General features: G+C 73.3%; 14 protein-coding genes and 2 tRNA genes. 7 read left to right on the forward strand and 9 right to left on the reverse strand.

All coding sequences use genetic code 11. The features are described 5' to 3' along the window. The first annotated feature begins 603 nt into the window (after positions 1-603). Complete coding sequence (locus ACIP37_RS32040; RefSeq protein WP_363583654.1) at positions 604-1,695, forward strand: LLM class flavin-dependent oxidoreductase; 1,092 nt, start codon at positions 604-606, stop codon at positions 1,693-1,695. Between the two features lie 56 nt (positions 1,696-1,751). Here ACIP37_RS32040 and ACIP37_RS32045 read toward each other — a convergent pair whose 3' ends face one another. Continuing rightward, complete coding sequence (locus ACIP37_RS32045; protein WP_400811821.1) at positions 1,752-3,692, reverse strand: putative bifunctional diguanylate cyclase/phosphodiesterase; 1,941 nt, start codon at positions 3,690-3,692, stop codon at positions 1,752-1,754. Between the two features lie 700 nt (positions 3,693-4,392). Then, entirely contained in the window at positions 4,393-4,818 is a 426-nt protein-coding gene (locus tag ACIP37_RS32050; protein WP_363583650.1) for an OsmC family protein, read from the reverse strand. A 263-nt stretch (positions 4,819-5,081) separates the two neighbouring features. Between ACIP37_RS32050 and ACIP37_RS32055 the strand changes: the two genes are divergently transcribed. After that, positions 5,082-5,417 (forward strand): chorismate mutase, encoded by a 336-nt coding sequence (locus ACIP37_RS32055; RefSeq protein WP_363583648.1) that lies wholly within the window; start codon positions 5,082-5,084, stop codon positions 5,415-5,417. A gap of 155 nt (positions 5,418-5,572) precedes the next feature. Further along, positions 5,573-6,382: a signal peptidase I gene (lepB, locus tag ACIP37_RS32060; RefSeq protein ID WP_400811730.1), complete on the forward strand. Its 810-nt coding sequence runs from the start codon at positions 5,573-5,575 to the stop codon at positions 6,380-6,382. Here the strand turns inward: lepB and ACIP37_RS32065 are convergent. From ACIP37_RS32065 to ACIP37_RS32075, 3 genes are all read right to left on the reverse strand, one after another. Continuing rightward, positions 6,345-7,430, reverse strand: a complete 1,086-nt coding sequence (locus ACIP37_RS32065; RefSeq protein ID WP_400811732.1) for an EamA family transporter — start codon at positions 7,428-7,430, stop codon at positions 6,345-6,347. The genes lepB and ACIP37_RS32065 overlap by 38 nt on opposite strands. Positions 7,431-7,607: 177 nt before the next feature. After that, a complete protein-coding gene (locus tag ACIP37_RS32070) occupies positions 7,608-10,037 on the reverse strand; it encodes a transglycosylase domain-containing protein (protein ID WP_363628147.1) in 2,430 nt (809 codons plus the stop codon). 223 nt (positions 10,038-10,260) lie between these two features. Beyond that, a tRNA-Lys gene (locus ACIP37_RS32075) sits at positions 10,261-10,334 on the reverse strand. Between the two features lie 202 nt (positions 10,335-10,536). Between ACIP37_RS32075 and ACIP37_RS32080 the strand changes: the two genes are divergently transcribed. Then, positions 10,537-11,274 (forward strand): DUF998 domain-containing protein, encoded by a 738-nt coding sequence (locus ACIP37_RS32080; protein ID WP_400811823.1) that lies wholly within the window; start codon positions 10,537-10,539, stop codon positions 11,272-11,274. Next, on the forward strand, positions 11,271-12,152 hold the full coding sequence (locus tag ACIP37_RS32085; RefSeq protein WP_363583640.1) for an alpha/beta hydrolase: 882 nt from the start codon (positions 11,271-11,273) through the stop codon (positions 12,150-12,152). The genes ACIP37_RS32080 and ACIP37_RS32085 overlap by 4 nt, the downstream gene beginning before the upstream one ends. A gap of 111 nt (positions 12,153-12,263) precedes the next feature. Here ACIP37_RS32085 and ACIP37_RS32090 read toward each other — a convergent pair. The 4 genes from ACIP37_RS32090 to ACIP37_RS32105 form a co-directional block, all read right to left on the reverse strand. Continuing rightward, positions 12,264-12,337, reverse strand: a tRNA-Lys gene (locus ACIP37_RS32090). Positions 12,338-12,450: 113 nt separating this feature from the next. After that, complete coding sequence (locus tag ACIP37_RS32095; RefSeq protein ID WP_363583638.1) at positions 12,451-14,523, reverse strand: ABC transporter ATP-binding protein; 2,073 nt, start codon at positions 14,521-14,523, stop codon at positions 12,451-12,453. Then, entirely contained in the window at positions 14,520-15,449 is a 930-nt protein-coding gene (locus tag ACIP37_RS32100) for an ABC transporter permease (protein WP_350882605.1), read from the reverse strand. The genes ACIP37_RS32095 and ACIP37_RS32100 overlap by 4 nt, the downstream gene beginning before the upstream one ends. A 16-nt stretch (positions 15,450-15,465) precedes the next feature. Then, complete coding sequence (locus tag ACIP37_RS32105; RefSeq protein ID WP_350882603.1) at positions 15,466-16,446, reverse strand: ABC transporter permease; 981 nt, start codon at positions 16,444-16,446, stop codon at positions 15,466-15,468. Positions 16,447-16,791: 345 nt separating this feature from the next. Here ACIP37_RS32105 and ACIP37_RS32110 point away from each other — a divergent pair, with 345 nt between their 5' ends. Continuing rightward, positions 16,792-18,495, forward strand: coding sequence for an ABC transporter family substrate-binding protein (locus ACIP37_RS32110; RefSeq protein WP_363619983.1), 1,704 nt, complete (start codon positions 16,792-16,794; stop codon positions 18,493-18,495). 453 nt (positions 18,496-18,948) lie between these two features. Continuing rightward, the gene (locus ACIP37_RS32115) at positions 18,949-20,139 is read left to right on the forward strand and encodes a low temperature requirement protein A (protein ID WP_400844948.1); all 1,191 of its coding nucleotides are present in this window, start codon (positions 18,949-18,951) and stop codon (positions 20,137-20,139) included. The last annotated feature ends 3 nt before the right edge of the window (positions 20,140-20,142 follow it).

The raw sequence follows: 20,142 nt of genomic DNA on the forward strand, positions 1-20,142 counted from the left end.
CTTCCTGGGCCCCTGCGGCTTCCGGTCCCCTCGGATCTCGAAGTCCATCGCACACCTTGAGCTCGGGTGTTGCGACGACCGCTAGAACCCAAGGGGTGCCGCTCCGGGGGCTCGCGGGGATCGATCGGCGCTGGTCCAGCCCGGCGATCTTGCTGGCGGAACGCGGATCCTGTTGGGCGATCCGGTCCTGTCCACCAGCCTGCCGGACGCCGCCCACCGGTCGCGAGCCCTCCGCCTGGCGACTTCCGGCGCTGGCATGAAGTCGCCAGGCGTGTCCGTGCGCTGGCTCTCCGTCATTCGAATGGTCGGTCGGCGGCACCGTACCGGGCCGTGCCCGCCGGCGCCGAGCAAGGCCGGATCGGGGCCGGATCGGGGCCGGCGTACGGGTCGGAGCGGGGTCGCTGCACGGGCCGCGACGGAGCGGGCGTGAGGTCGGCGCGGTGACCGGCGTGCAGGCCGGCGTGCAGGCCGACACGTGCCGGATACGGGAACAGTCGGCTCGGCGCGGTGGTTGACCCCGGTCGGCAGCAGCGACCGCCGGGCCACCCGAGACCCGCGGTCGCCCACCAGGGCCGGCTCACGAAAGCCAGAAGGGCGGACGGCATGACCACCGAGGACCAGCAGGAGCACCCGACCGAACCGCGAACCGGCGCGGCGATCCGGGGCACCGCCCGCGGCACGGCGCCCGCCCCGCTCTCCATCCTCGACCTGGCCACCGTGGGCGTCGGCTACACGCCCGCCGAGGCCCTGGCCGCGACCACCGCGCTGGCCCGCAACGCCGAGCAGTGGGGCTACCACCGCTTCTGGGTGGCCGAGCACCACGGCATGCCGGGAGTGGCCAGCTCCACCCCGGCCGTCCTGCTCGCCCACCTCGGCGCCAACACCACGACCCTGCGACTGGGCTCGGGCGGGGTGATGCTCCCCAACCACGCCCCGCTGGCCATCGCCGAGCAGTTCGGCCTGCTGGAGGCCCTGCACCCGGGCCGGATCGACCTGGGGCTCGGCCGCGCCCCCGGCACCGACCCGGCCACCGCCCGGGCGCTGCGCCGCGGCCGCGCCGAGGGCGCCGACGACTTCCCGCAGCAGCTCGCCGAGCTGACCCACTTCCTCGACGGCGACTTCCCCTCCGGCCACCCCTACGCCCAGCTGACCGCCGTCCCCCGGGGCGACGGGCGCCCGCCGGTCTGGCTGCTCGGGTCCTCCGGCTTCAGCGCCCAGCTGGCCGGCCGCCTCGGCCTGCCGTTCGCCTTCGCCCACCACTTCAGCAGCGTCAACACCATCCCGGCGCTCGACCTCTACCGGGAGTCCTTCCGGCCCTCCGCGGTGCTCGCCGAGCCCTATGCGCTGATCGGTGTGAGCGCGGTCGCCGCCGAGGACGAGGGCGCGGCCCGTCGCCTCGCCCGCTCCGCGGCCCTCGGCATGCTCCGGCTGCGGCGCGGCAACCCCGGCCCGATCCCCACTCCGGAGGAGGCCGAGGCCTACCAGTACAGCCCGGCCGAGGCGGAGTTCATCGACAGCTGGCTCGACAACGTGGTGCTCGGCGCCCCGGGCGAGGTCGCGGACGGGCTGGAGGCCCTGCGCAAGCGGACGGGCGTCGACGAGCTGATGGTCACCTCGCACATCCACGGCCACGAGGCCCGGCTCCGCTCCTACGGCCTGATCGCCGAGGCGTACGGCCTGACGGCGGAAGGCTGACGGCCGAGGCCTGAGCGCGGGAGGCCTGAACGGAGCGGCCCGGCCGCCGGTCCCGGTTACCGGCTGGTGTCCGGGCCGGGGCGGCCCTCGCGGAGTATGGCGGCGACGAGCTCGGCCTCGCCCGGCCGGGCGAAGTACCAGCCCTGGGCGGTGTCGCAGCCGGTCAGCCGCAGCCGTTCGGCCTGCGCGGCGCTCTCGATGCCCTCGGCGGTGACGGTCAGGCCGAGGGTGTGGGCCAGCTGCACCATCGCGCCCACGATCTGCTCGTCGGCGTCGCTGCGGCGGGAGCCGAGCTCGGGGAGCTCCGAAGGGTTCGTCGCCGGGGCCGGGTCGCGGAACCCCTCGATGAAGGTGCCGTCGAGCTTCAGGACGTGTACCGGCAGCCGGGAGAGGTAGGCCAGGTTGGAGTAGCCGGTGCCGAAGTCGTCGATCGCGATCCGCACGCCCATGTCCGCGAGCGCCTGGAGCGCCTGCAACGGCCGTCCGCCGGGGCCGAGCAGGGCGCTCTCGGTGATCTCCAGCTGGAGCAGCCGCGCCGGCAACCCGGTGCGTTCGAGGGCGCGGGCGACGTCGGCGACCACGTCGGAGTCCCAGATCTGGCGGGCGGCCAGATTGACGCTCACGAAGGTCTCGGTCTCGGGGAACTCGGTGAGCCACTGCCGGGCCTGGCGGCAGGACTCCTCCAGCACCCAGGTGCCGAGGGGCACGATCGCGCCGGTCTCCTCGGCGAGCGGGATGAAGCGGTCCGGGGAGAGCGTCCCGTAGCGGGGGTGGCGCCAGCGGACGAGGGCCTCCGCGCCGTGGACGGCTCCGTCGGCCAGGCCGACCAGCGGCTGGTACTCGATGGTGAACTCGCCGCGCTCCAGGGCGGGCCGCAGGGCGGTGGCGAGGAGCTGGCGGGTCAGCTGGTGGGCGCCGCGGTCCGGGTCGTAGAGGGTCCAGCGGGCGCGGCCGTCGGCCTTGGACCAGTAGAGCGTGGCGTCGGCGTCCTTGACCAGGTCGGTGGGGGTGGTCTCGTGCACGGACCGTTCGACGACGCCGACGCTGGCCGTGATGACCAGCCGGTGTCCGGCGACGTCGAAGGGGTGTTCCAGTTCCTGGAGGATCCGGGCGGCCAGGTCGGTCAGTTGGTCGCTGCCCCGGCTGTCGGTGACCAGGACGGCGAACTCGTCACCGCCCATCCGGGCCACCAGGTGGGCGTCGTGCTCGGAGAACCCGCGGCGCAGCCGGGTGGCGACGGCGATCAGCAACTGGTCGCCGATGTGGTGCCCGAGCGTCTCGTTGATCGCCGCGAAGCCGTCGAGGTCCAGGTAGCAGACGCCGACCCGGCGCCCGTCCGCCGGTGCGAGGACGGTGTCGCTGGTGCCGGCGGTGTCGGGGGTGTTGGGAGCCTCGGCGGGCTCAGCAGCCCCGGTGGCCCCGGTGGCCGTGACGCAGGCGGCGTCGAGCCGTTCGAAGAAGGACGTCCGGTTGGGCAGTCGGGTCAGCGGGTCGTGCAGGGCTTGGTACTCCAGGCGGTCACCGAGCCGGCGCTGCTCGGTGATGTCCTCCACCAGCGCGAGGGTGTAGAGCGGCTGGCCGGCGCCGTCCCGGATCAGCGAGACGGTGACCTTGCTCCAGACGGTGCGGCCCTCGCGGTGCTTGAGCTGCTTCTCCACGCGGAACCGCTCCCGCCCGCCGTGGACGAGTTCGGGGAAGAGTCGGTGCGGCATGCCCTCCGGATCGATGATCTCGTGCAGGTGGGTGCGGACCAGTTCGCCGACGCCGCGTCCGATCAGGGCGGCGAAGGCGGGATTGACCTCGATGATCCGGTCCTCGGGGTCGATCAGGGCCATCCCGATGACCGCGTCGCAGAAGGCGGCCCGGAAGCGGGATTCGCTGGCCCGCAGCGCGGCCAGCAGCCGGTCGTTCCCGCCCTTCTCCTGGCCGAGGCCGTCGACGGCGCTCCGGTGGGTGCCGTCGGTCAGCGGCGCCGAGCAGGTGGGGCAGAGCAGCATCCCGGGGTCGTCCAGCACGGTTCCCGTCGCACCCGTCGCACCCGTCGCACCCGTCGCACCCGTCGCACTCGTCGTGCCGACGGCCCGGCCGCCGGCCGCGACAGCACCGACGGCCGTGACGGAACCGGCGACGCCGACCGGACCGACCGGACCGACCGGACCGACCGGACCGACCGAATCAACCGAACCAGCCGGACCGACGGTGCTGATGTTCGGGCCCAGGAGGGGTGTTGTGAGGTGACGGTGGTGCGGTGTTTCCTCGTGCCGCACGCCCGGGTGGTGTGCGTCGGCCCCCTCGTTCTGGCCCGGCACGGCATGCTCCCGTCCGCTGCTGACGCTGGATGCTGGTCCGGCCGGCCAATCGGGACTCCGGCGGCCGGCTCCGCACTCTGTCGAGGTCCTCGGAGTCGGTCCGGTGCGGGGCGCCCGCCGTGGGGCGCTGTCGCGCGGAGACCCGCGTGAAGAACAGGGCGCTGCGGCCGATCATAGGCCGCGGCGGCAACGCGCGGTGACCGCCGCCAGGGTGATTCGCCCGCTTTGTGATCATGTGCGGCGGTACATGCAGACGCCCCCGGTGCACATCACATGATGTGCGCCAGGGGCGCGTGCGCCGAGATCGCGCCCCCGGGCGCCGACCGCGCGCCCGGAGCGGCCGGAGCGCGTCGGGATCCGTCGGGATCCGTCGCGATCCGTCGGGGCGTCAGGCCAGCTTGGCGGTGAGGGTGATGGTGGTGCCGGCGAGCGCCTTGCTGACCGGGCAGTTGGCCTTGGCGTCCTCGGCGGCCTTGGTGAAGTCGGCCTCGTCCAGTCCGGGCACCTCGCCGGTGACGGTCAGGTGGATGCCGGTGATGCCGGTGCCGGGCTGGAAGGTGACGTCGGCCTGGGTGTCCAGCTTGACGGGCGGGGTGCCGGCGCCGGTCAGGCCGTGCGAGAGGGCCATCGAGAAGCACGCGGAGTGAGCGGCGGCGATCAGCTCCTCCGGGCTGGTCTTGCCGTTGGGCTGTTCGGCCCGGGCCGGCCAGGAGACGGGGTACTCGCCGATCCCGGACGAGGCGAAGGTCACCTGCCCCTTGCCGTCGAGCAGGTTGCCCTCCCAAGCGGTGCGGGCGGTGCGGGTGGTTGCCACGATCGGTACCTCCATTACTGAGGGACTGCTGAGTCGTCACTTCCGGTCATGCGCGCACCAGCCTACGGGGCGGCCCCGGTTCGGCCCGGGGCGGCACGGGCCCGGATCGGTACGGGGCGCCGGGTGGCGCGGGCGATGTCCGGATTGTGGACGGATCCGCCTAAAGGTGCGGCTCCACCACGGGGGCCCTGTTAGATTTGCCCGGGCCCGAGCCCGGCCGCCGTACGGCCGGGTGCCCACTTCAGACACCGGGAGCCGCCCCGATGACGGACCACCCCACGACCCCCGACGCCGGCCTGCCCGACGGGGTCGACGCCGCCGTGCGGGCGGAGCTGACCAGCCTGCGCGAGAGCATCGACAACATCGACGCCGCGGTGGTCCACATGCTGGCCGAGCGCTTCAAGGCGACCCAGCGGGTCGGCAGGCTCAAGGCCGAGCACAAGCTGCCGCCGGCCGATCCGGCACGTGAGCGCGACCAGATCAAGCGGCTGCGGGAGCTGGCCGCCGGGGCCAAGCTGGACCCGGTCTTCGCCGAGAAGTTCCTGACGTTCATCATCGCCGAGGTCATCCGGCACCACGAGGCCATCGCCCGCGCTTGAGAGCACCCCTGAGGGGGCCGGTGTTGAGCCGTCGAGAACGGCCCCGGCGCCGCCCGGCCCGGACATGTCGGGGGCGGCTAAACGCCGGATTTCGTGAGGCTCCGGGGTTGGCGTAGCGTGCAGGTTCCCCCAGCCGGAGAGGTGGAGCAGCGACGATGGCGGTGAACCTGCCCGAAACGCCGAGCGATGCCGGGTCCGGTCCGGCCCCCGCCGCCGGACGCGACCCCGGTGTTTCCGACGCCCGTGAAGCGCCCGGAGGCCGCGCCGAGGCCCGCCGCCGTGCGCGCGGTTCGCGCGGCCGCAAGGCCCGGCGGACCGGGCGCAGGCCCCGGCCCTGGTGGATCGAGATCCCGGCGATGGCGGCGGTGGGCCTGGTGGTCGCGCTGCTGATCAAGACCTGCCTGTTCCAGGTGTTCACCATCCCGTCCGGCTCGATGGAGAACACGCTGCGGATCGGCGACCGGGTGGGCGTGAACAAGCTGGCGCCGTTGACCGGCTGGAAGCCGGAGCCCGGGCAGCCGGTGGTGTTCAAGGATCCGGGTGGCTGGCTCCCGCCGCAGCCCATCGACTCGAACCCGTTCACCAACGCGGCCAGCTCGGTGCTGAGCTTCGTCGGCCTGGTGCCGCCGAAGGACGACAACTACCTGGTCAAGCGGGTCATCGCGACCGGCGGCCAGACCGTGCAGTGCACGGGCACCACGCTGACCGTCGACGGGAAGAAGGTCGACGAGCCGTACCTGCACCCCGGTGACGACTCCTGCGCGGGCCTGGACTTCGGGCCGGTGACGGTGCCCTCGGGCCACGTCTGGGTCGAGGGCGACCACCGCAGCGACTCGGCGGACTCTCGCTACCACCAGCGCGGTCCCGGGGACGGGGCCGTGCCGGTGGACAACGTGGTCGGGCCGGTGTCGGCCGTGGTGTGGCCGCTCAATCACCTCGACTGGTTCGGCTGGTTCGGCCGCTGACCTGCCGCTCGGCGGCGACCCGTTCCGGAGAGTCCGGAGAGTCCGGAGAGTCCGGAGAGTCCGGAGAGTCCGGAGCATCCCGGGCGTCCGGAGCACCCCCGGCGTCCGCTGCCTCCACGGCCGCCGGCTTGCCGGTCTGCGCCGCGAAGGCGCCGGTCAGCACGAGCAGGCCGCCCGCGATCTGCGGCAGACCGAGGTGCTCGCCGAGCAGCACCCAGGCCAGCACGGTGGCGACGACCGCCTCCAGGTTGGCCACCACCCCGGCGACCGGGGGCGAGAGGTGCCCGACGGCGATCACGCCGGTCAGGTAGGCGAGCACGGTCGCGATCAGGATCATCCAGGCGGCCGGGAGCAGCGCGGGCAGGGTGTGCCCGTTCATCACCACGGATCCGCCGAGCGTGCTCCAGTCGGCCTGCCAGGGCCGGGTGAAGACGGTGAGCAGGACGGCGCCGATCAGCAGCCCGAACGCGCTGACCGCCAGCGGGTCGACCGGGCGCTCGCCCCGGCGTCCGGCGTCGGCGAGCACGAAGTAGCCGACCTGGCAGCAGGCCGCGCCGAGGGCGAAGAGCACGCCCAGCGCGTCGAAGCTCAGGCCGTTCCATACCTCCACCACGCAGGCCAGCCCGGCGACCGCGACGCCGGCGCCGATCGCGGCGCCCCGGCCGATCGGCTTGCGCTGGACGAACTTGACGTAGCCGATGAGCAGCGGCGGTCCGAGGTACTCGATGAGCAGGGCGACGCCGACCGGGATGCGGGAGATCGCCGCGAAGTAGCAGGCCTGGACGCCGGCCACGGCGAGCAGGCCGAACCCGATCAGCAGGCCGGGGCGGCGCAGGACGGCGTCCCGGTGGCGGTAGGCGATGGGGAGCAGGGCCACGGCGGCGCCGGTGACCCGGAGCCACACCACGTGCAGCGGTGAGAGGCCGGCCTCGATCAGTGGTTTCGCGGCGGTGCCGGAGCCGCCGAAGGCGAACGCGGAGACCAGCGCGAGGCTGAGGCCGAGGGTTCTGCCCGTGGGGAGGGTGGGCGAGGCCGTTGATCTGTGCACCGACGCATTGTGGCAGTCATACCGGGCGGTCAGTAAGGTGCCATTCCGTCATTTGGTCCTGCACGGAACTGTGCGCAGCGGCGCACTCACCCGGCCCGCGCACGCCCCTGCGCCGTCCGCGCCCCCTCGCCGGCCCGAGCCCTCCCGCCACTCGGGCGCCCCGCCCCCCCGCCGCCGCTACCCGGCGTTCGCCCCCGCCCCGGTGAGCGTGTCCGACCCGCCCGTGGGCTGGGTGGTCGGCTGCGTGGTCGGCGCCGTGGTCGGGCCGGTGGAGGGTGTCGGCCGACCGGTGGGCCGTCCGGTGGGCCGCGTCGTCGGCGGGGCGGTCGGCTGCTGGGTGGCCGGGGGCGCGGTCGGCGGGCTGGTCACACTGCCGCCGCCGGAGTTCGAGCCGCCGGCCGGCGTGGTCGGGCCCGAGCCGGCCCCGGCCCCGGCGCCGTCGCCCGGCGGGGTGGTCGGCGCCGCGGGGGCGGTCGAGGCGCCGTTCGAGCCGGTCCCGGTCGACGGGGTGCTGCTCGGCGAGGACGGGGCCGTCGGCAGATCGGTGGCGCCGGAGGAGTCGCCGCCGTCGGCCGGGGTCTGGAAGTCGCTGACCGGCACGCCCTTGAGCGCCGCCTTCATGTAGCTGGTCCAGATCTGTGCCGGGAACTGGCCGCCCGCCGCGCCGTCGATCCCGCCGACGCCGCTCAGGCTGACCTGGGCCCCGCTGCCCGGGTCCTGGCCGAACAGGGCCACCGAGGTGACCAGCTCGGGGGTGTAGCCGACGAACCAGACCGACTTCTGGTCGTCGGTGGTGCCGGTCTTGCCGGCCACCGGGCGGCCCAGTGCCTTGGCTCGCCAGCCGGTGCCGCCCGGGTCGTTCACCACGCCCTGGAGCATCGAGGTGACCTGGTTCGCGGTGTCCGTGCTGATCGCCTGGGTGGTCTTGTGCGCGGGCAGCGGGACGGCCTCGCCCTCGCGGTCCACGGACTGCACCAGCCACGGGGTGATCTGCTTGCCGCCGTTGTCCAGTGCCGCGTACACGCCGGCCATGTCGAGCACGCTCGGGGTGGCCGCGCCGAGCGGGATGGACGGCACCGGGTCGAGGCCCGGGGTGCTGCCGGGCAGGCCCAGCGCGATGCCGGTGTCCTTGACCTTCTGGAGCCCGGTGTCCTGGGCCAGCTGGGCGAACGCCGAGTTGACCGACCAGTCGGTGGCCTGCTGGAGGGAGATCTGGCCGTAGCTCCTGTCGCCCTCGTTCGGCGGCGCGTACGGGGTGCCCTTGCCGCCGCGGACCTTGCGGCCGCTGGTGCCGTCGTAGACGGTGCGCGGGGTGACGGTCCGGCCGTCCTGGGTCTTGGCGTTGTTCTCGAACGCGGCCGCCAGGGCGATCGCCTTGAAGGTCGAGCCGGCCTGGTAGTCCCGCCGGGTCGCGTTGTCGACGTAGTGCTTGACGTAGTCGACGCCGCCGTAGAGGGCGACGACCGCGCCGGTCTTCGGGTCCACGGAGACGGCGCCGGCCTGGGCGGCCGCGTCCTTCTTCCGCTTGTCCGGGTTCAGGGTGTCGCGCAGCTGCGCCTGGACGGAGTCCTGGAGGGCCTGCTGGCGGGCCGGGTCGATGCTCAGCTTGATCGTGTAGCCGCCCTTGGCCAGCTCGGTCTCGCTGATGACCTGGTTCGAGGTGAGGTACTGGGTGGCCTCGTTCACCAGGTAGCCGGTCTGGCCGGACAGGCCCGGGTTGGGCTGCGGGTCCTTGACGTCCGGGAAGGTGGTGGCGGACCGTTCCTCGGCGGAGAGCCAGCCCTCCTTGACCATGCCGTCCAGCACGTAGTTCCAGCGGTTGACGGCGTTCTGCTTGCCGGCCGGGGTCGCGGTGGCCACGTCGTAGGCGCTCGGGGCGTTCAGCAGGGTGGCCAGGTAGGCGCCCTGGGCGGGGTTGAGCGCGGAGGCGTCGACGCCGAAGTACGCGTGGGCGGCGGCCTGGATGCCGTAGGCGCCGCGGCCGTAGTAGGAGGTGTTCAGGTAGCCGGAGAGGACGTCGTCCTTGCTCTCGGTGGCGTCCACCTTGATGGCTATGAAGAGTTCCTTCACCTTGCGGGTGACCGACTGCTTCTGGTTCAGGTACGTGTTCTTCACGTACTGCTGGGTGATCGTGGAGCCGCCCTGGGTGCCCGCGCCCTTGGCGGTGTTGACCGCGGCCCGGAGCAGGCCCTGCACGTTGACGGCGCCCTCGTGGTAGAAGTTGCGGTCCTCGGCGGCCAGTGCGGCGTGCTGGGCGGCGGGGGAGACCTTGTCCAGGCTGACGTTCTGCCGGTTGGTCTGGCCGGTGCGGGTGATCACGGAGCCGTCGGCGTAGAGCCAGGTGTTGCTCTGCGCGGTCGCGGCGGCGTGCGCGTCGGGGACCTTCACCAGCGTGACCCCGAGCACGAACAGGCCGACGCCGAGCAGCAGGGCCGCGGCGAGGCCGAGCAGGCTCATCCGCCAGGTGGGGATCAGTCGGCGCCAGCCGGTGCGCTTCGGGCGGCGGGGCTTCCCGCCGCCGGTCACGGGGGCGGCGCGCTTGAAGCGTTTGACCGGTCGGAGGCCTGTCGACGGCGTGCGACGGCCGCTCTGGGCGTTCTCGGACAAGGCGCGGCCTTTCCTGCGGGCGGACCGGGTCAGCCTGCACGGACGGGGACATCGGTGGTTAGGGACCTTTGTCCCGATTCCGGTTTACTGCCCTGGACGAGCCGGGCGGGCCGATTGGCTCCACCGGAACGGCAATCGAGACCGACATCACACGCAAAACGGACGTCGAAGGCCAAAAAATTGAGGAGCCCCTCGCTGCTGCGAGAGGCTCCCCAAATGTCTGTGCGCCGCCAGGGACTCGAACCCCGGACCCGCTGATTAAGAGTCAGCTGCTCTAACCAACTGAGCTAGCGGCGCCTGCTGACCTGGAAAACAATACACGGTCCCGGCGGGTGCCTCGAACCGCCCGGAACCGCCCGCGGCCGCGCGGGAACGAGCCCGCCGCCGAGGTGTCCGTTTCCGCCCGGTTGGGGTGCAGTTCGCCGCCGGTTAGGGTGGAACGGTGCCCAGCCCCAAGCCCGGACACCCGAACGCGCGGAAGGCGGTCGCCGCGCTGCTGATGCTCAGCGCCACGGCGTACACCGCGTGGGTGCTGGAGGTCGTGCTGAGCACCGGACTCGACCCGGTGCAGGCGTACATCAGCGAACTCGCGGCCGAGGACCAGCCGCTGGGCGGCCTGTTCCGGGCCACCGACCTGGTCGCCGGGTTCTGTGTGCTCGCCGCGGCCGTCACCGCCCTCGCCGGTGGGCAGGCCGGGCCGCGCGGCGCCCGGCGCGGGTGGGCGGTGGTCGGCTGGTCCGCCCTCGCCCTGTTCGGCGCGGCGACTGCCGCCGACTCCCGGCTGCCGCTCAGCTGCGCCCCCACCAGCGACGAGATGTGCGCCGCCCGCGAGACCGCCGGGCTCGTCCCCGCGACCCACACCGCGCACGCCGTCACCAGCAGCCTCGCCATGCTCGGTGCGCTCACCGGGCTGGCCGCGCTCACCGTCGCCGCCCGCCGCTACGGCTGGTGGCCGCCGGTGCGCCGGATCGGGCCCTGGCTGCTCGGCGCCGAACTGCTGGCCACCGGCTGGAGCCTGGCCGCGATCGCCGCCTTCGAGGCCGGGCGCGGCACCTGGGCGCTCGGGGCCGGCCAGCGGCTCCAGGTGCTGCTGGTGGCGCTCTGGCTGGCCGTCCTGGCGCTGAGCCTGGCCCTCCCCGCGGGGGCGCCGTCCGACGAATCCACCTGGTCCGACGCTTCTCCGCCGCACCGGGGGCCCCGGCCGGCCGAACGGCCCCCGGGCCGGGAGCCGGCATGACCGCACCCGACGACCCCCGCACCCGGGCGCGCTTCCTGCGCGTCGACGGCGTCCCGCTGCACGTCCGCACCGAGGGCAGCGGCCCGGTCTGCCTGCTCACCGGGGGCCTCGGCAGCAGCTGGTTCGACTGGGACCTGGTCGTCCCCTTCCTCACGCCCTACCGCACCGTGGTCCGCTTCGACCGGCCCGGCTACGGGCTGAGCGCCCCCGAGCCCGCCACCGGGCGGCCCGCTCCGACGGCCGCCGGCGAGGCCGAGCGGATCCGCGCGGTGCTGGACGGCCTCGGGCTGCGCGGGCCCTGCACCGTCGTCGGCCACTCGCTGGCCGGCTTCCACGTCGAGGCCTTCGCCCGGCTGCACCCCGACCGGGCCGCCGGGCTGGTCCTGGTGGACGGCAGCGTCGAACCGGCGGCCCGGCCGTACCCGGCCCCCGGCGCGCGCGACCTGGCGGCCCGGGCGCTCGCGGGCGCCGCCACCGCCGTCGCCGTGCCGTACCTGCTCGGCCCGACCGCCCGCCGACTGACGGCCCGGCTGTCCACGGTCTGCCGCGAGGACCTCGCCCCGGCGCCGCTGGTGCGGCACTGCTACCGCACCGGCCGGGCCCTGCGCGCCCTGCTGCGGGAGAACGCGCGCTACCTCGACCTGGCCGCCGAGGTGGACGGGCTGCGGCGCACCCGGCCGCTGCCCGAGGGCCTGCCGGTCACCGTGCTCGCCGCCGACGACGGCTGCCGCAGCCGCCGTACCGAGGAGTGGCTGGCCGGCCAGCGGGAGCTGGCGGCGCTGCTCGGGGCCGACTACCGCACCACCGCCCCGGCCGGGCACCTGGTGATGTTCGACCGCCCGGACGCCGTGGCCTCCGCCGTCCTGGACACCTTCTGAGGCCGGGCATCCGTTGAGGCCGGGCACCTTCTGAGACCGGGCACCCGCCGCGACGCCCACTGAAACGTCTCAGGCCGCCCACCGAAGTGAGCGGCCTGAGACCTTGCCATGTGCGCCGCCAGGGACTCGAACCCCGGACCCGCTGATTAAGAGTCAGCTGCTCTAACCAACTGAGCTAGCGGCGCCTGCTGACCCGGAGAACTTTACACGGCACCCGGTCGATCCGCCGAATCGCTTTCGGGTGGTCACCCGCAGTGATCGTCCGCAGTGATCACCCGCGGCGATCACCCGCGGCCGGCTACGACTCCGGGTAGTGGCAGGCCGCCTGGTGGTCCTGTGCGGGGGTGTCGTCGAGGAGCGCCGGCCGTTCCTGTTCGCACCGCGTGCGGGCGGCCGGGTCGGCGAGACGGGCGTACACCGGGCAGCGGGTGCGGAAGGAGCAGCCGGTGCGGCGCTCGGTGGGGGAGGGCGGGTCGCCGGCGAGCAGGATGCGGTCGCGGGCGCGCTCGGCGGCGGGGTCGGGCAGCGGGACGGCGGAGAGCAGGGCGCGGGTGTAGGGGTGCCGGGGGCGGTCGAAGACGGCGGAGACCTCGCCCTGTTCGACCGTCCGCCCGAGGTACATGACGCTGACCCGGTCGGCGAGGTGCCGGATCACCGAGAGGTCGTGCGAGACGAACAGGTAGGAGAGGCCGAGTTCGGCCTTGAGCGCTTGCAGCAGGTTGAGCACCCCGGCCTGGATGGAGACGTCCAGGGCGGAGACCGGTTCGTCCAGGACCAGCAGTTTCGGCCGGACGGCCAGGGCCCGGGCGATGGAGACGCGCTGGCGCTGCCCGCCGGAGAACTGGTGCGGGTAGCGGGCGGCGTGGTCCGGGTCGAGGCCGACCTGGTGCAGCAGTTCGGGCACCCGGCGGGCGATCTCCTCGCGGGCGGCGTGCTGGGCGCGCAGTGGTTCGGCGATGATGTCGCCGATCGGCATCCGCGGGTCGAGGCTGGCCATCGGGTCCTGGAAGACGATCTGCAGCCGGGCGCGCAGCCGGTGGGCCTCGGCGCGGGAGAGCTCGGCGGTGTCGTGGCCGAGCAGTTCGATCCGGCCGGTCTCGGGGGCGGTGAGGTTCAGCAGTTCGAACAGCGTGGTGGACTTGCCGGAGCCGGACTCCCCGACCAGGCCGAGGGTTTCGCCCTCCCGGAGGTCCAGGTCGACGCCGTCCACCGCGTAGACCTCGCCGACCCGGCGCTTGAACACCGTGCCCTTGAGGAGCGGAAACGTTTTGCCAAGGCCGCTCACCGCCAGCACCGGCGCCCGCGAGCTCCGGTCCCCCCGGTCCTCCGGAGCGGCCGACGGGGCCGGAAGCGCCGGCACCGGGTAGACGTCGGCCGGCGCGGGCCGCCGTTCGGCCAGCTCCGCCGACCGGACGCAGGCCGCCAGGTGACCGTCGCCCCCGGCCAGTTCCGGCTCCGCCGCCGAGCAGCGCTCCTCCGCCAGCGGGCAGCGGGCGGCGAACGGGCAGCCCGGCGGCAGGTCGGCCATCGGGGCGGGTGCGCCGGGGATCGGGACGAGCGGGCCGCCGAGCCCGTCCAGCCGGGGCACCGCGCCGATCAGGCCGAGCGTGTACGGGTGGCGCGGGGCCGCGAACAGCTCGTCCACCCCGGCGGTCTCGACCACCCGCCCCGCGTACATCACCGCGACCCGGTCGGCCATCCCGGCGATCACCCCGAGGTCGTGGCTGACCAGGACGAGGGCCGCGCCGGTCTCCCGCTGCGCGGTGCGCAGCACGTCCAGCACCTGGGCCTGGATGGTGACGTCCAGCGCGGTGGTCGGCTCGTCGGCGAGCAGGATGTCGGGGTCGTTGGCGATCGCCATGGCGATCATCGCGCGCTGACGCATGCCGCCGGAGAACTCGTGCGGGAAGCTGTCCAGGGCCCGTTCGGGGGCCGGGATGCCCACCAGGTCGAGGAGTTCGGCGGCCCGGCGGCGGGCGGCGGCCCGGTCGACCCGCTGGTGGATGCGGACGGCCTCGGCGATCTGGTCGCCGATCCGGTAGACCGGGGTGAAGGCGGACAGCGGGTCCTGGAAGACCATGGCGATCCGGCGGCCGCGGATCGCGGCGAGCTCCTTGCCGGGCAGCCCGACCAGTTCCCGCCCGTCCAGTCGCACCGAGCCCTGGACGCCGGCCGTCCTCGGCAGCAGGCCGAGCACGGACAGCGCGGTGACGGACTTGCCGGAGCCGGACTCGCCGACGATGCCGAGGGTCTCGCCGCGCCGCAGGGTGAGGTCCACCCCGCGGACGGCGGGGACGGGGCCGTGCGGCCCGGCGAAGTCCACCCGCAGGTCGCTGACGGCGAGCAGGGGGGTGTCGACGGTGGTGGTCACGGCTTCTTCCTCCGGGCGGAGCGGCGGCGGGGCGCGCCCCCGGCGGTGGGGTCGAGGGCGTCGCGCAGCCCGTCGCCGATCAGGTTGACGGCGAGGACGAAGAGCACCAGCAGCCCGGCGGCGAAGTAGAACAGCCAGGGGAACACCGGGGCTTCGCTGGTCCCGGCGGCGAGCAGGGTGCCGAGCGAGACGTCCGGCGGTTTGACGCCGAAGCCGAAGTAGGAGAGCGCGGTCTCGCTCATCACGGCGCCGCCGACCGCGATGGTGGCGTCGATGATGAGGAAGGAGGCGACGTTCGGCAGGATGTGGCGGGTGATGATCCGCAGCGGCCGCACTCCCATGAACCGTGCGGCGCGGACGAATTCGCGCTCGCGCAGCGAGATGGTCATCGAGCGGACCACCCGGGCGGTGATCATCCAGTTGAACAGGGCGAGCAGCAGTACGAAGGCGATCCAGCCGGCGCTCTTCAGCCGGGGCGAGACGATGGTGATGATCAGGAAGCTGGGGAAGACCAGCAGCAGGTCCACCGCGAACATCAGCGCACGGTCGGCCCAGCCGCCGAAGTAACCGGCGCAGGCGCCGACCAGGGAGGCCAGCACGGTGGAGAACAGGGCCACCAGCAGGCCGATGACCAGCGACTTCTGCAGGCCGCGGACGGTCTGGGCGAAGACGTCCTGGCCGATCCCGTTGGTGCCGAACCAGTGCTCGGCGGACGGCGGTTGGTGCAGCGCGCCGAAGTCGGGGGCGGCGTAGTCCCAGGGCGTGAGGTACGGCCCGCCGAAGGCGAGCGCGAACAGCAGCAGGACGATCACGGCTCCGGCGACGGCCCCGCGGGCGGCCAGCAGCCGGGCGAGGACGAGCCGGGCCCGGCCGGTGGTGCGGGGGGCGGCGGCCGGGGCGGCCGGTTCCACGGCGACGGTGGTCACGTCAGTTCACCTCCGGTCAGGACCGCACGCGCGGATCGAGGGCGGCGTGCAGGGTGTCGGCGAGGAAGCCGGAGGCGAGGACGACGACGGCGGTGAACAGGTTGACGGCGACGACCGAGTTGACGTCCTGTTCGTTGATCGACTGGATCAGCCACTCGCCCATGCCGTGCCAGCCGAAGATCGTCTCGGTGAAGATCGCGCCGGTGAAGATGCCCAGGAAGCTGTAGGCGAACATGGTCGACATCGGGATCACCGCGGTCCGCAGCCCGTGCTTGACCAGCGCCCTGCGGCGGGTGAGCCCCTTGGCCTCGGCGGTGCGCAGGTAGTCGGAGCCGAGCACGTCGAGCATGGTGCCGCGCTGGTAGCGGCTGTAGGTGGCGAGGCCGCCGAGCGCGAGCGAGATGGTGGGCAGCAGCAGGTGCAGCGCCCAGTCGGCGAGGTGGGCGCCGAGGCCGCCGGTCAGTCCGGGGGTCTCGTAGCCGGTGAACGGGATGACGTCGTGGCCGGCCGCGTCCTTGGCGGCGATGGCGCCGTTCTTGAGGAACAGCGCGACCAGGAAGACCGGGGTGGAGAGCAGGACGAAGGAGAGCACGGTGAGCAGCCGGTCGGAGATCCGGTACTGGCGGACGGCGCTCCAGGCCCCGGCGGCGATGCCGAGGACGATGCCGAGCAGGCTGCCGAGCAGCAGCAGCCGCAGCGAGACCCAGACCCGGCGGCCGAAGTCGTCGGTGACCGGGGTGTCGTGGATGGTCCGGCCGAGGTCGCCGTGGAGCAGCCCGTCGGCCCAGTGGCCGAAGCGTTCGACGACCGGGGTGCGGTCGTTCAGGTTGAGCGCGGTGAGCTGGCGCTCGACCGACTCGGCGGCCGGGCGGGGGACCTTGGCGTCGAAGTAGGTGCGCGGCTGGAGGGCGGTCGCGGAGATCGCGTACGCCAGGAAGACGGCGGCGATCAGCAGCACCGCGTAGTAGCTCAGGCGCTTCGCCAGGTAACGGAGCATCAACGGCCGCCCGGGGTGGGGGAGGGGCCGACGCGTCTGGTGGGCATCGGGTGGTGGCCTTCGGTCGGGGCCCGTTCAGGCCTTCGGACGGCAGGAGGACGAGGCGGTACGGGGAAAGCGCAGGTCAGAGTCTGGCAGCGGTGCGCGGCCGGGGTGTTGCGGCAGTATTGCCGCGGATGACTTCTGGATCAGGTGTGCGGTCCTCCCCCTGGTGACGGAACTGATCGGCTGTTACGTTCTGCTGGCTCGGTGCCGACTTGGCTGCCCACGCTCAAGCCCCGCCACACCTCGCGCGGCACAACTGCCCGTTACCGCCCGTTTCGAAGACCTCACCAGGGGGACTCCATGGACGCTTCCACCACGGCCCGCCGCCTCGGCCGGGCGACTGCCCTCGCCGTCGCCGTCGCGCTGGCGGTCACCGCGTGCACCTCGGGCGGGGGCGGCTCGGCCGACAAGGTGGCGAAGAGCGAGCCGCCCCGGCAGGACTCCCAGGACATCAACGCCAAGCCGCTGGACCAGGTCAAGGACGGCGGCGAGGTGCGGTTCCCGCTGTACCAGTGGATCACCCAGTGGAACCCGCTCCAGGTGGACGGCACCTACGGCGACGCGGTCTCGATCATGCGCGCCCTGGAGCCGTCGCTCTTCAACACGGACGCCTCCGGCACCTTCCAGCCCAACGCCGACTACCTGCTGGACGCCAAGGTCACCTCGACCTCGCCCGAGGTGATCACCTACAAGCTCAACCCCAAGGCCAAGTGGTCGGACGGCAAGCCGCTCAGCTACCTGGACTTCAAGGCCGACTGGCAGGCCAGCAACGGCAAGGACCCGGCGTACAACATCGCCGACCCGTCCGGTTACGAGCAGATCTCCGCCGTCGAGCAGGGGGCCGACCCGAGCGAGGTGAAGGTCACCTTCTCCGAGCCGTACGCGGACTGGCAGAACCTGTTCCGCCCGCTGATCCCGGCGGCCGGCATCGCCACCCCGGACGACTTCAACAAGGGCTGGGTGGAGAAGATCCCGATCACCGCGGGCGCGCTGAAGATCGGCGTGGCGGACAAGACCGCGCAGACCCTCACGCTCGTCCCGGACCCGGCCTGGTGGGGCACCAAGGCCAAGGCGGACAAGATCACCTTCCGGGTGATGACCCAGTCCGCGACCACCCAGTCGTACCTCAACAACGAGATCGACCTCGCCACGGCCGGCACCGCCGCCGCGTACGGGCAGCTCAAGGACGCCAAGGACACCGCGATCCGGGCCGCCAGCCCGTGGGACGAGGTGCACATCTCCTTCGGCTCCGGCGGCGCGCTGGCGGACCAGAAGGTCCGCCAGGCGCTCGGCAAGGCACTCGACCGGTCCGCACTGATCAAGATCGCCAACAACGGGGTGCCGGTGGAGTTCAAGCCGCTCGGCAACCACATCTTCATGCCCAACCAGACCGGCTACCAGGACAACTCGGGCGAGTGGGCGAAGTTCGACGTGCCCGCCGCCAAGAAGCTGCTGGACGACGCCGGTTGGAAGGAGGCGGGCGCCGGCCAGCCGCGCACCAAGGACGGCCAGTCGCTGCAACTGCACTGGACGGTCAACGAGTCCACCCCGCAGGCCCAGATCGACCTGGCCACCGCCGCCGCCGCGATGTGGCTGCAGGCCGGGGTCAAGGTGAGCCTGGACAAGGTGCCCGCCAACGACTTCTTCACCAAGTACGTGAACCCGGGCAAGTTCGAGATCGCGAGCTGGCGCAACACCGACTCGTTCCCGCTCTCCAAGAGCCTGGGCAACTTCCGTCTGCCGGTGGGGGACAACACCTTCAACAACCCCTCGCGGATCGGCAGCCAGGAGGTCGACGACCTGCTCAAGAAGGCGGCCGGGACGGTCGACCCGGTGGAGGCCGCGAAGCTCTACAACCAGGCCGACGCGAAGATCTGGGAACTCGGCCACACCGTCGAGCTCTACCAGCGGCCGACCGTGGTGGCGACGCGCAAGGGCCTCGCCAACTACGGCGCCTTCGGCCTGGCCGGGGAGGACTACGCCAAGGTCGGCTGGGAGAAGTAGCCCCCGCCGCGGACGCGGCGAGAGCGACCGGGCGGCAGGCGCTGGCGAGCAGCGCGGTGATCACGAGGCCGGTGGTACGGACACGGGAAGGTCGGCTCTGCCGCCCCCGCTCTCCTGCCACCGGCCTTGACCTTCCGCGTTGCCCGCAGGCCGCCCGTGTCGTGGGGCCCCGCAAGGCCCGCGCTCGCTTCCAACCGGGGACGAATCTAGCGGGGCCGTCCGGCCGGCCGCGGCGCAGCGCGCGGGGCGCGCCCGGAAACCCGCCGCGCTGTCACCCGGTTCGCGCACCGGGGCGTCAACTACGGCTGACGGCAAGGAAAAAAGCGAACGAAAGGCGCAATCGACCCCGGGACCGCGAACCGCTGCGCCCGTCGCGCCGGTGCGTGCGCGGGGCCCGGGCCGCTGCCAGGATGCGCGGGACAGCCAGCCCCTCCCGAACCCGGAGCAGCACCGATGGCCAGCGAATCCGCCGCCGCCCCCCACCCGCGCCCCGTCGACCCGCCCCCGGTGCGCCGGATGGTCCCGCGCGACCGGGACGAGCCGCACCGGGTCGCCACCCCGCTGGAACTGTTCTTCGACCTCTGCTTCGTGGTCGCCGTCGGCCAGGCCGGGCGCGAACTCGCCCACTCCCTGGCGGCCGGCCACTACGGCGACGGCCTGCGCGGCTACGCGATCGCCTTCTTCGCGATCTGGTGGGCCTGGATGAACTTCACCTGGTTCGCCTCCGCGTACGACTGCGACGACGTGCCGTACCGGGTCACCACGCTGGTGCAGATCGCCGGGGTGCTGGTCCTCGCGGCCGGGGTGCCACGGCTGTTCGCCACCCAGGACCTGACGCTGGCGATCGCCGGGTACGTGGTGATGCGCCTGGCGATGGTCACCCAGTGGCTGCGGGCGGCGGCCAGCGAGCAGGGCGAGGCGCGCCGGGTCGCCGTGCGGTACGCGGTCGGGATCGCGATCTGCCAGGTGGGCTGGGTGGTGGTGGTGCTGCTGCCGGACGCCGTCCGGCCGGTGGTCATCCCGCTCGGGGTGCTGTGCGAGCTGGCCGTGCCGGTGGTCGCCGAACTGCGGATGCAGACCTCCTGGCACCCGCACCACATCGCCGAGCGGTACGGGCTGTTCACCCTGATCGTGCTCGGCGAGACGGTGGCGGCCGCGACGGTCGCGGTGCAGTCGGCGGTGGACGAGCACGAGGAGCTGGGCCGGCTGCTGCCGGTGGCGATCGGCGGCCTGCTGATCTGCTTCGCGGCCTGGTGGATCTACTTCGCCCGGCCGGTCCACGAGCACCTGCGCTCCAACCGGCAGGCCTTCGCCTGGGGGTACGGCCACTACCTGGTGTTCGGCGCGGCCGCCGCGATCGGCACCGGACTGGAGGTGGCGGTGGAGTCGGCCGTGCACCAGGCGGAGATCTCCGCGACGGCCGCCACCGCGACGGTCACCGTGCCCACCGCGCTCTACCTGCTCACGGTCTGGCTGCTGCACTCCCGGCACACCAAGACCGGCTTGGCGCAGGCGCTGGCCCCGACCGGGGCGGTGCTGGTGCTGGCCTGCACGGCGTTCGGGGGCTCCGGTGTGCTGGTGGCGGGCCTGGTCTGCGCGCTGACCGTGGCGGTGGGCGTGCTGCTGCACAGTCGGGAGGGCTGACGG

The organism is Kitasatospora sp. NPDC088861, assembly GCF_044750105.1.
GTDB lineage: Bacteria > Actinomycetota > Actinomycetes > Streptomycetales > Streptomycetaceae > Kitasatospora.

What these genes read in the sequence shown, in the direction of transcription:
- ACIP37_RS32040 (WP_363583654.1), top strand. Translation starts at nt 604, where the DNA reads ATGACCACCGAGGACCAGCAGGAGCACCCGACCGAACCGCGAACCGGC.
- lepB (WP_400811730.1), top strand. Translation starts at nt 5,573, where the DNA reads ATGGCGGTGAACCTGCCCGAAACGCCGAGCGATGCCGGGTCCGGTCCG.
- ACIP37_RS32080 (WP_400811823.1), top strand. Translation starts at nt 10,537, where the DNA reads ATGCTCAGCGCCACGGCGTACACCGCGTGGGTGCTGGAGGTCGTGCTG.
- ACIP37_RS32110 (WP_363619983.1), top strand. Translation starts at nt 16,792, where the DNA reads ATGGACGCTTCCACCACGGCCCGCCGCCTCGGCCGGGCGACTGCCCTC.
- ACIP37_RS32085 (WP_363583640.1), top strand. Translation starts at nt 11,271, where the DNA reads ATGACCGCACCCGACGACCCCCGCACCCGGGCGCGCTTCCTGCGCGTC.
- ACIP37_RS32105 (WP_350882603.1), bottom strand. Translation starts at nt 16,446, where the DNA reads ATGCTCCGTTACCTGGCGAAGCGCCTGAGCTACTACGCGGTGCTGCTG.
- ACIP37_RS32045 (WP_400811821.1), bottom strand. Translation starts at nt 3,692, where the DNA reads ATGCTGCTCTGCCCCACCTGCTCGGCGCCGCTGACCGACGGCACCCAC.
- ACIP37_RS32115 (WP_400844948.1), top strand. Translation starts at nt 18,949, where the DNA reads ATGGCCAGCGAATCCGCCGCCGCCCCCCACCCGCGCCCCGTCGACCCG.
- ACIP37_RS32055 (WP_363583648.1), top strand. Translation starts at nt 5,082, where the DNA reads ATGACGGACCACCCCACGACCCCCGACGCCGGCCTGCCCGACGGGGTC.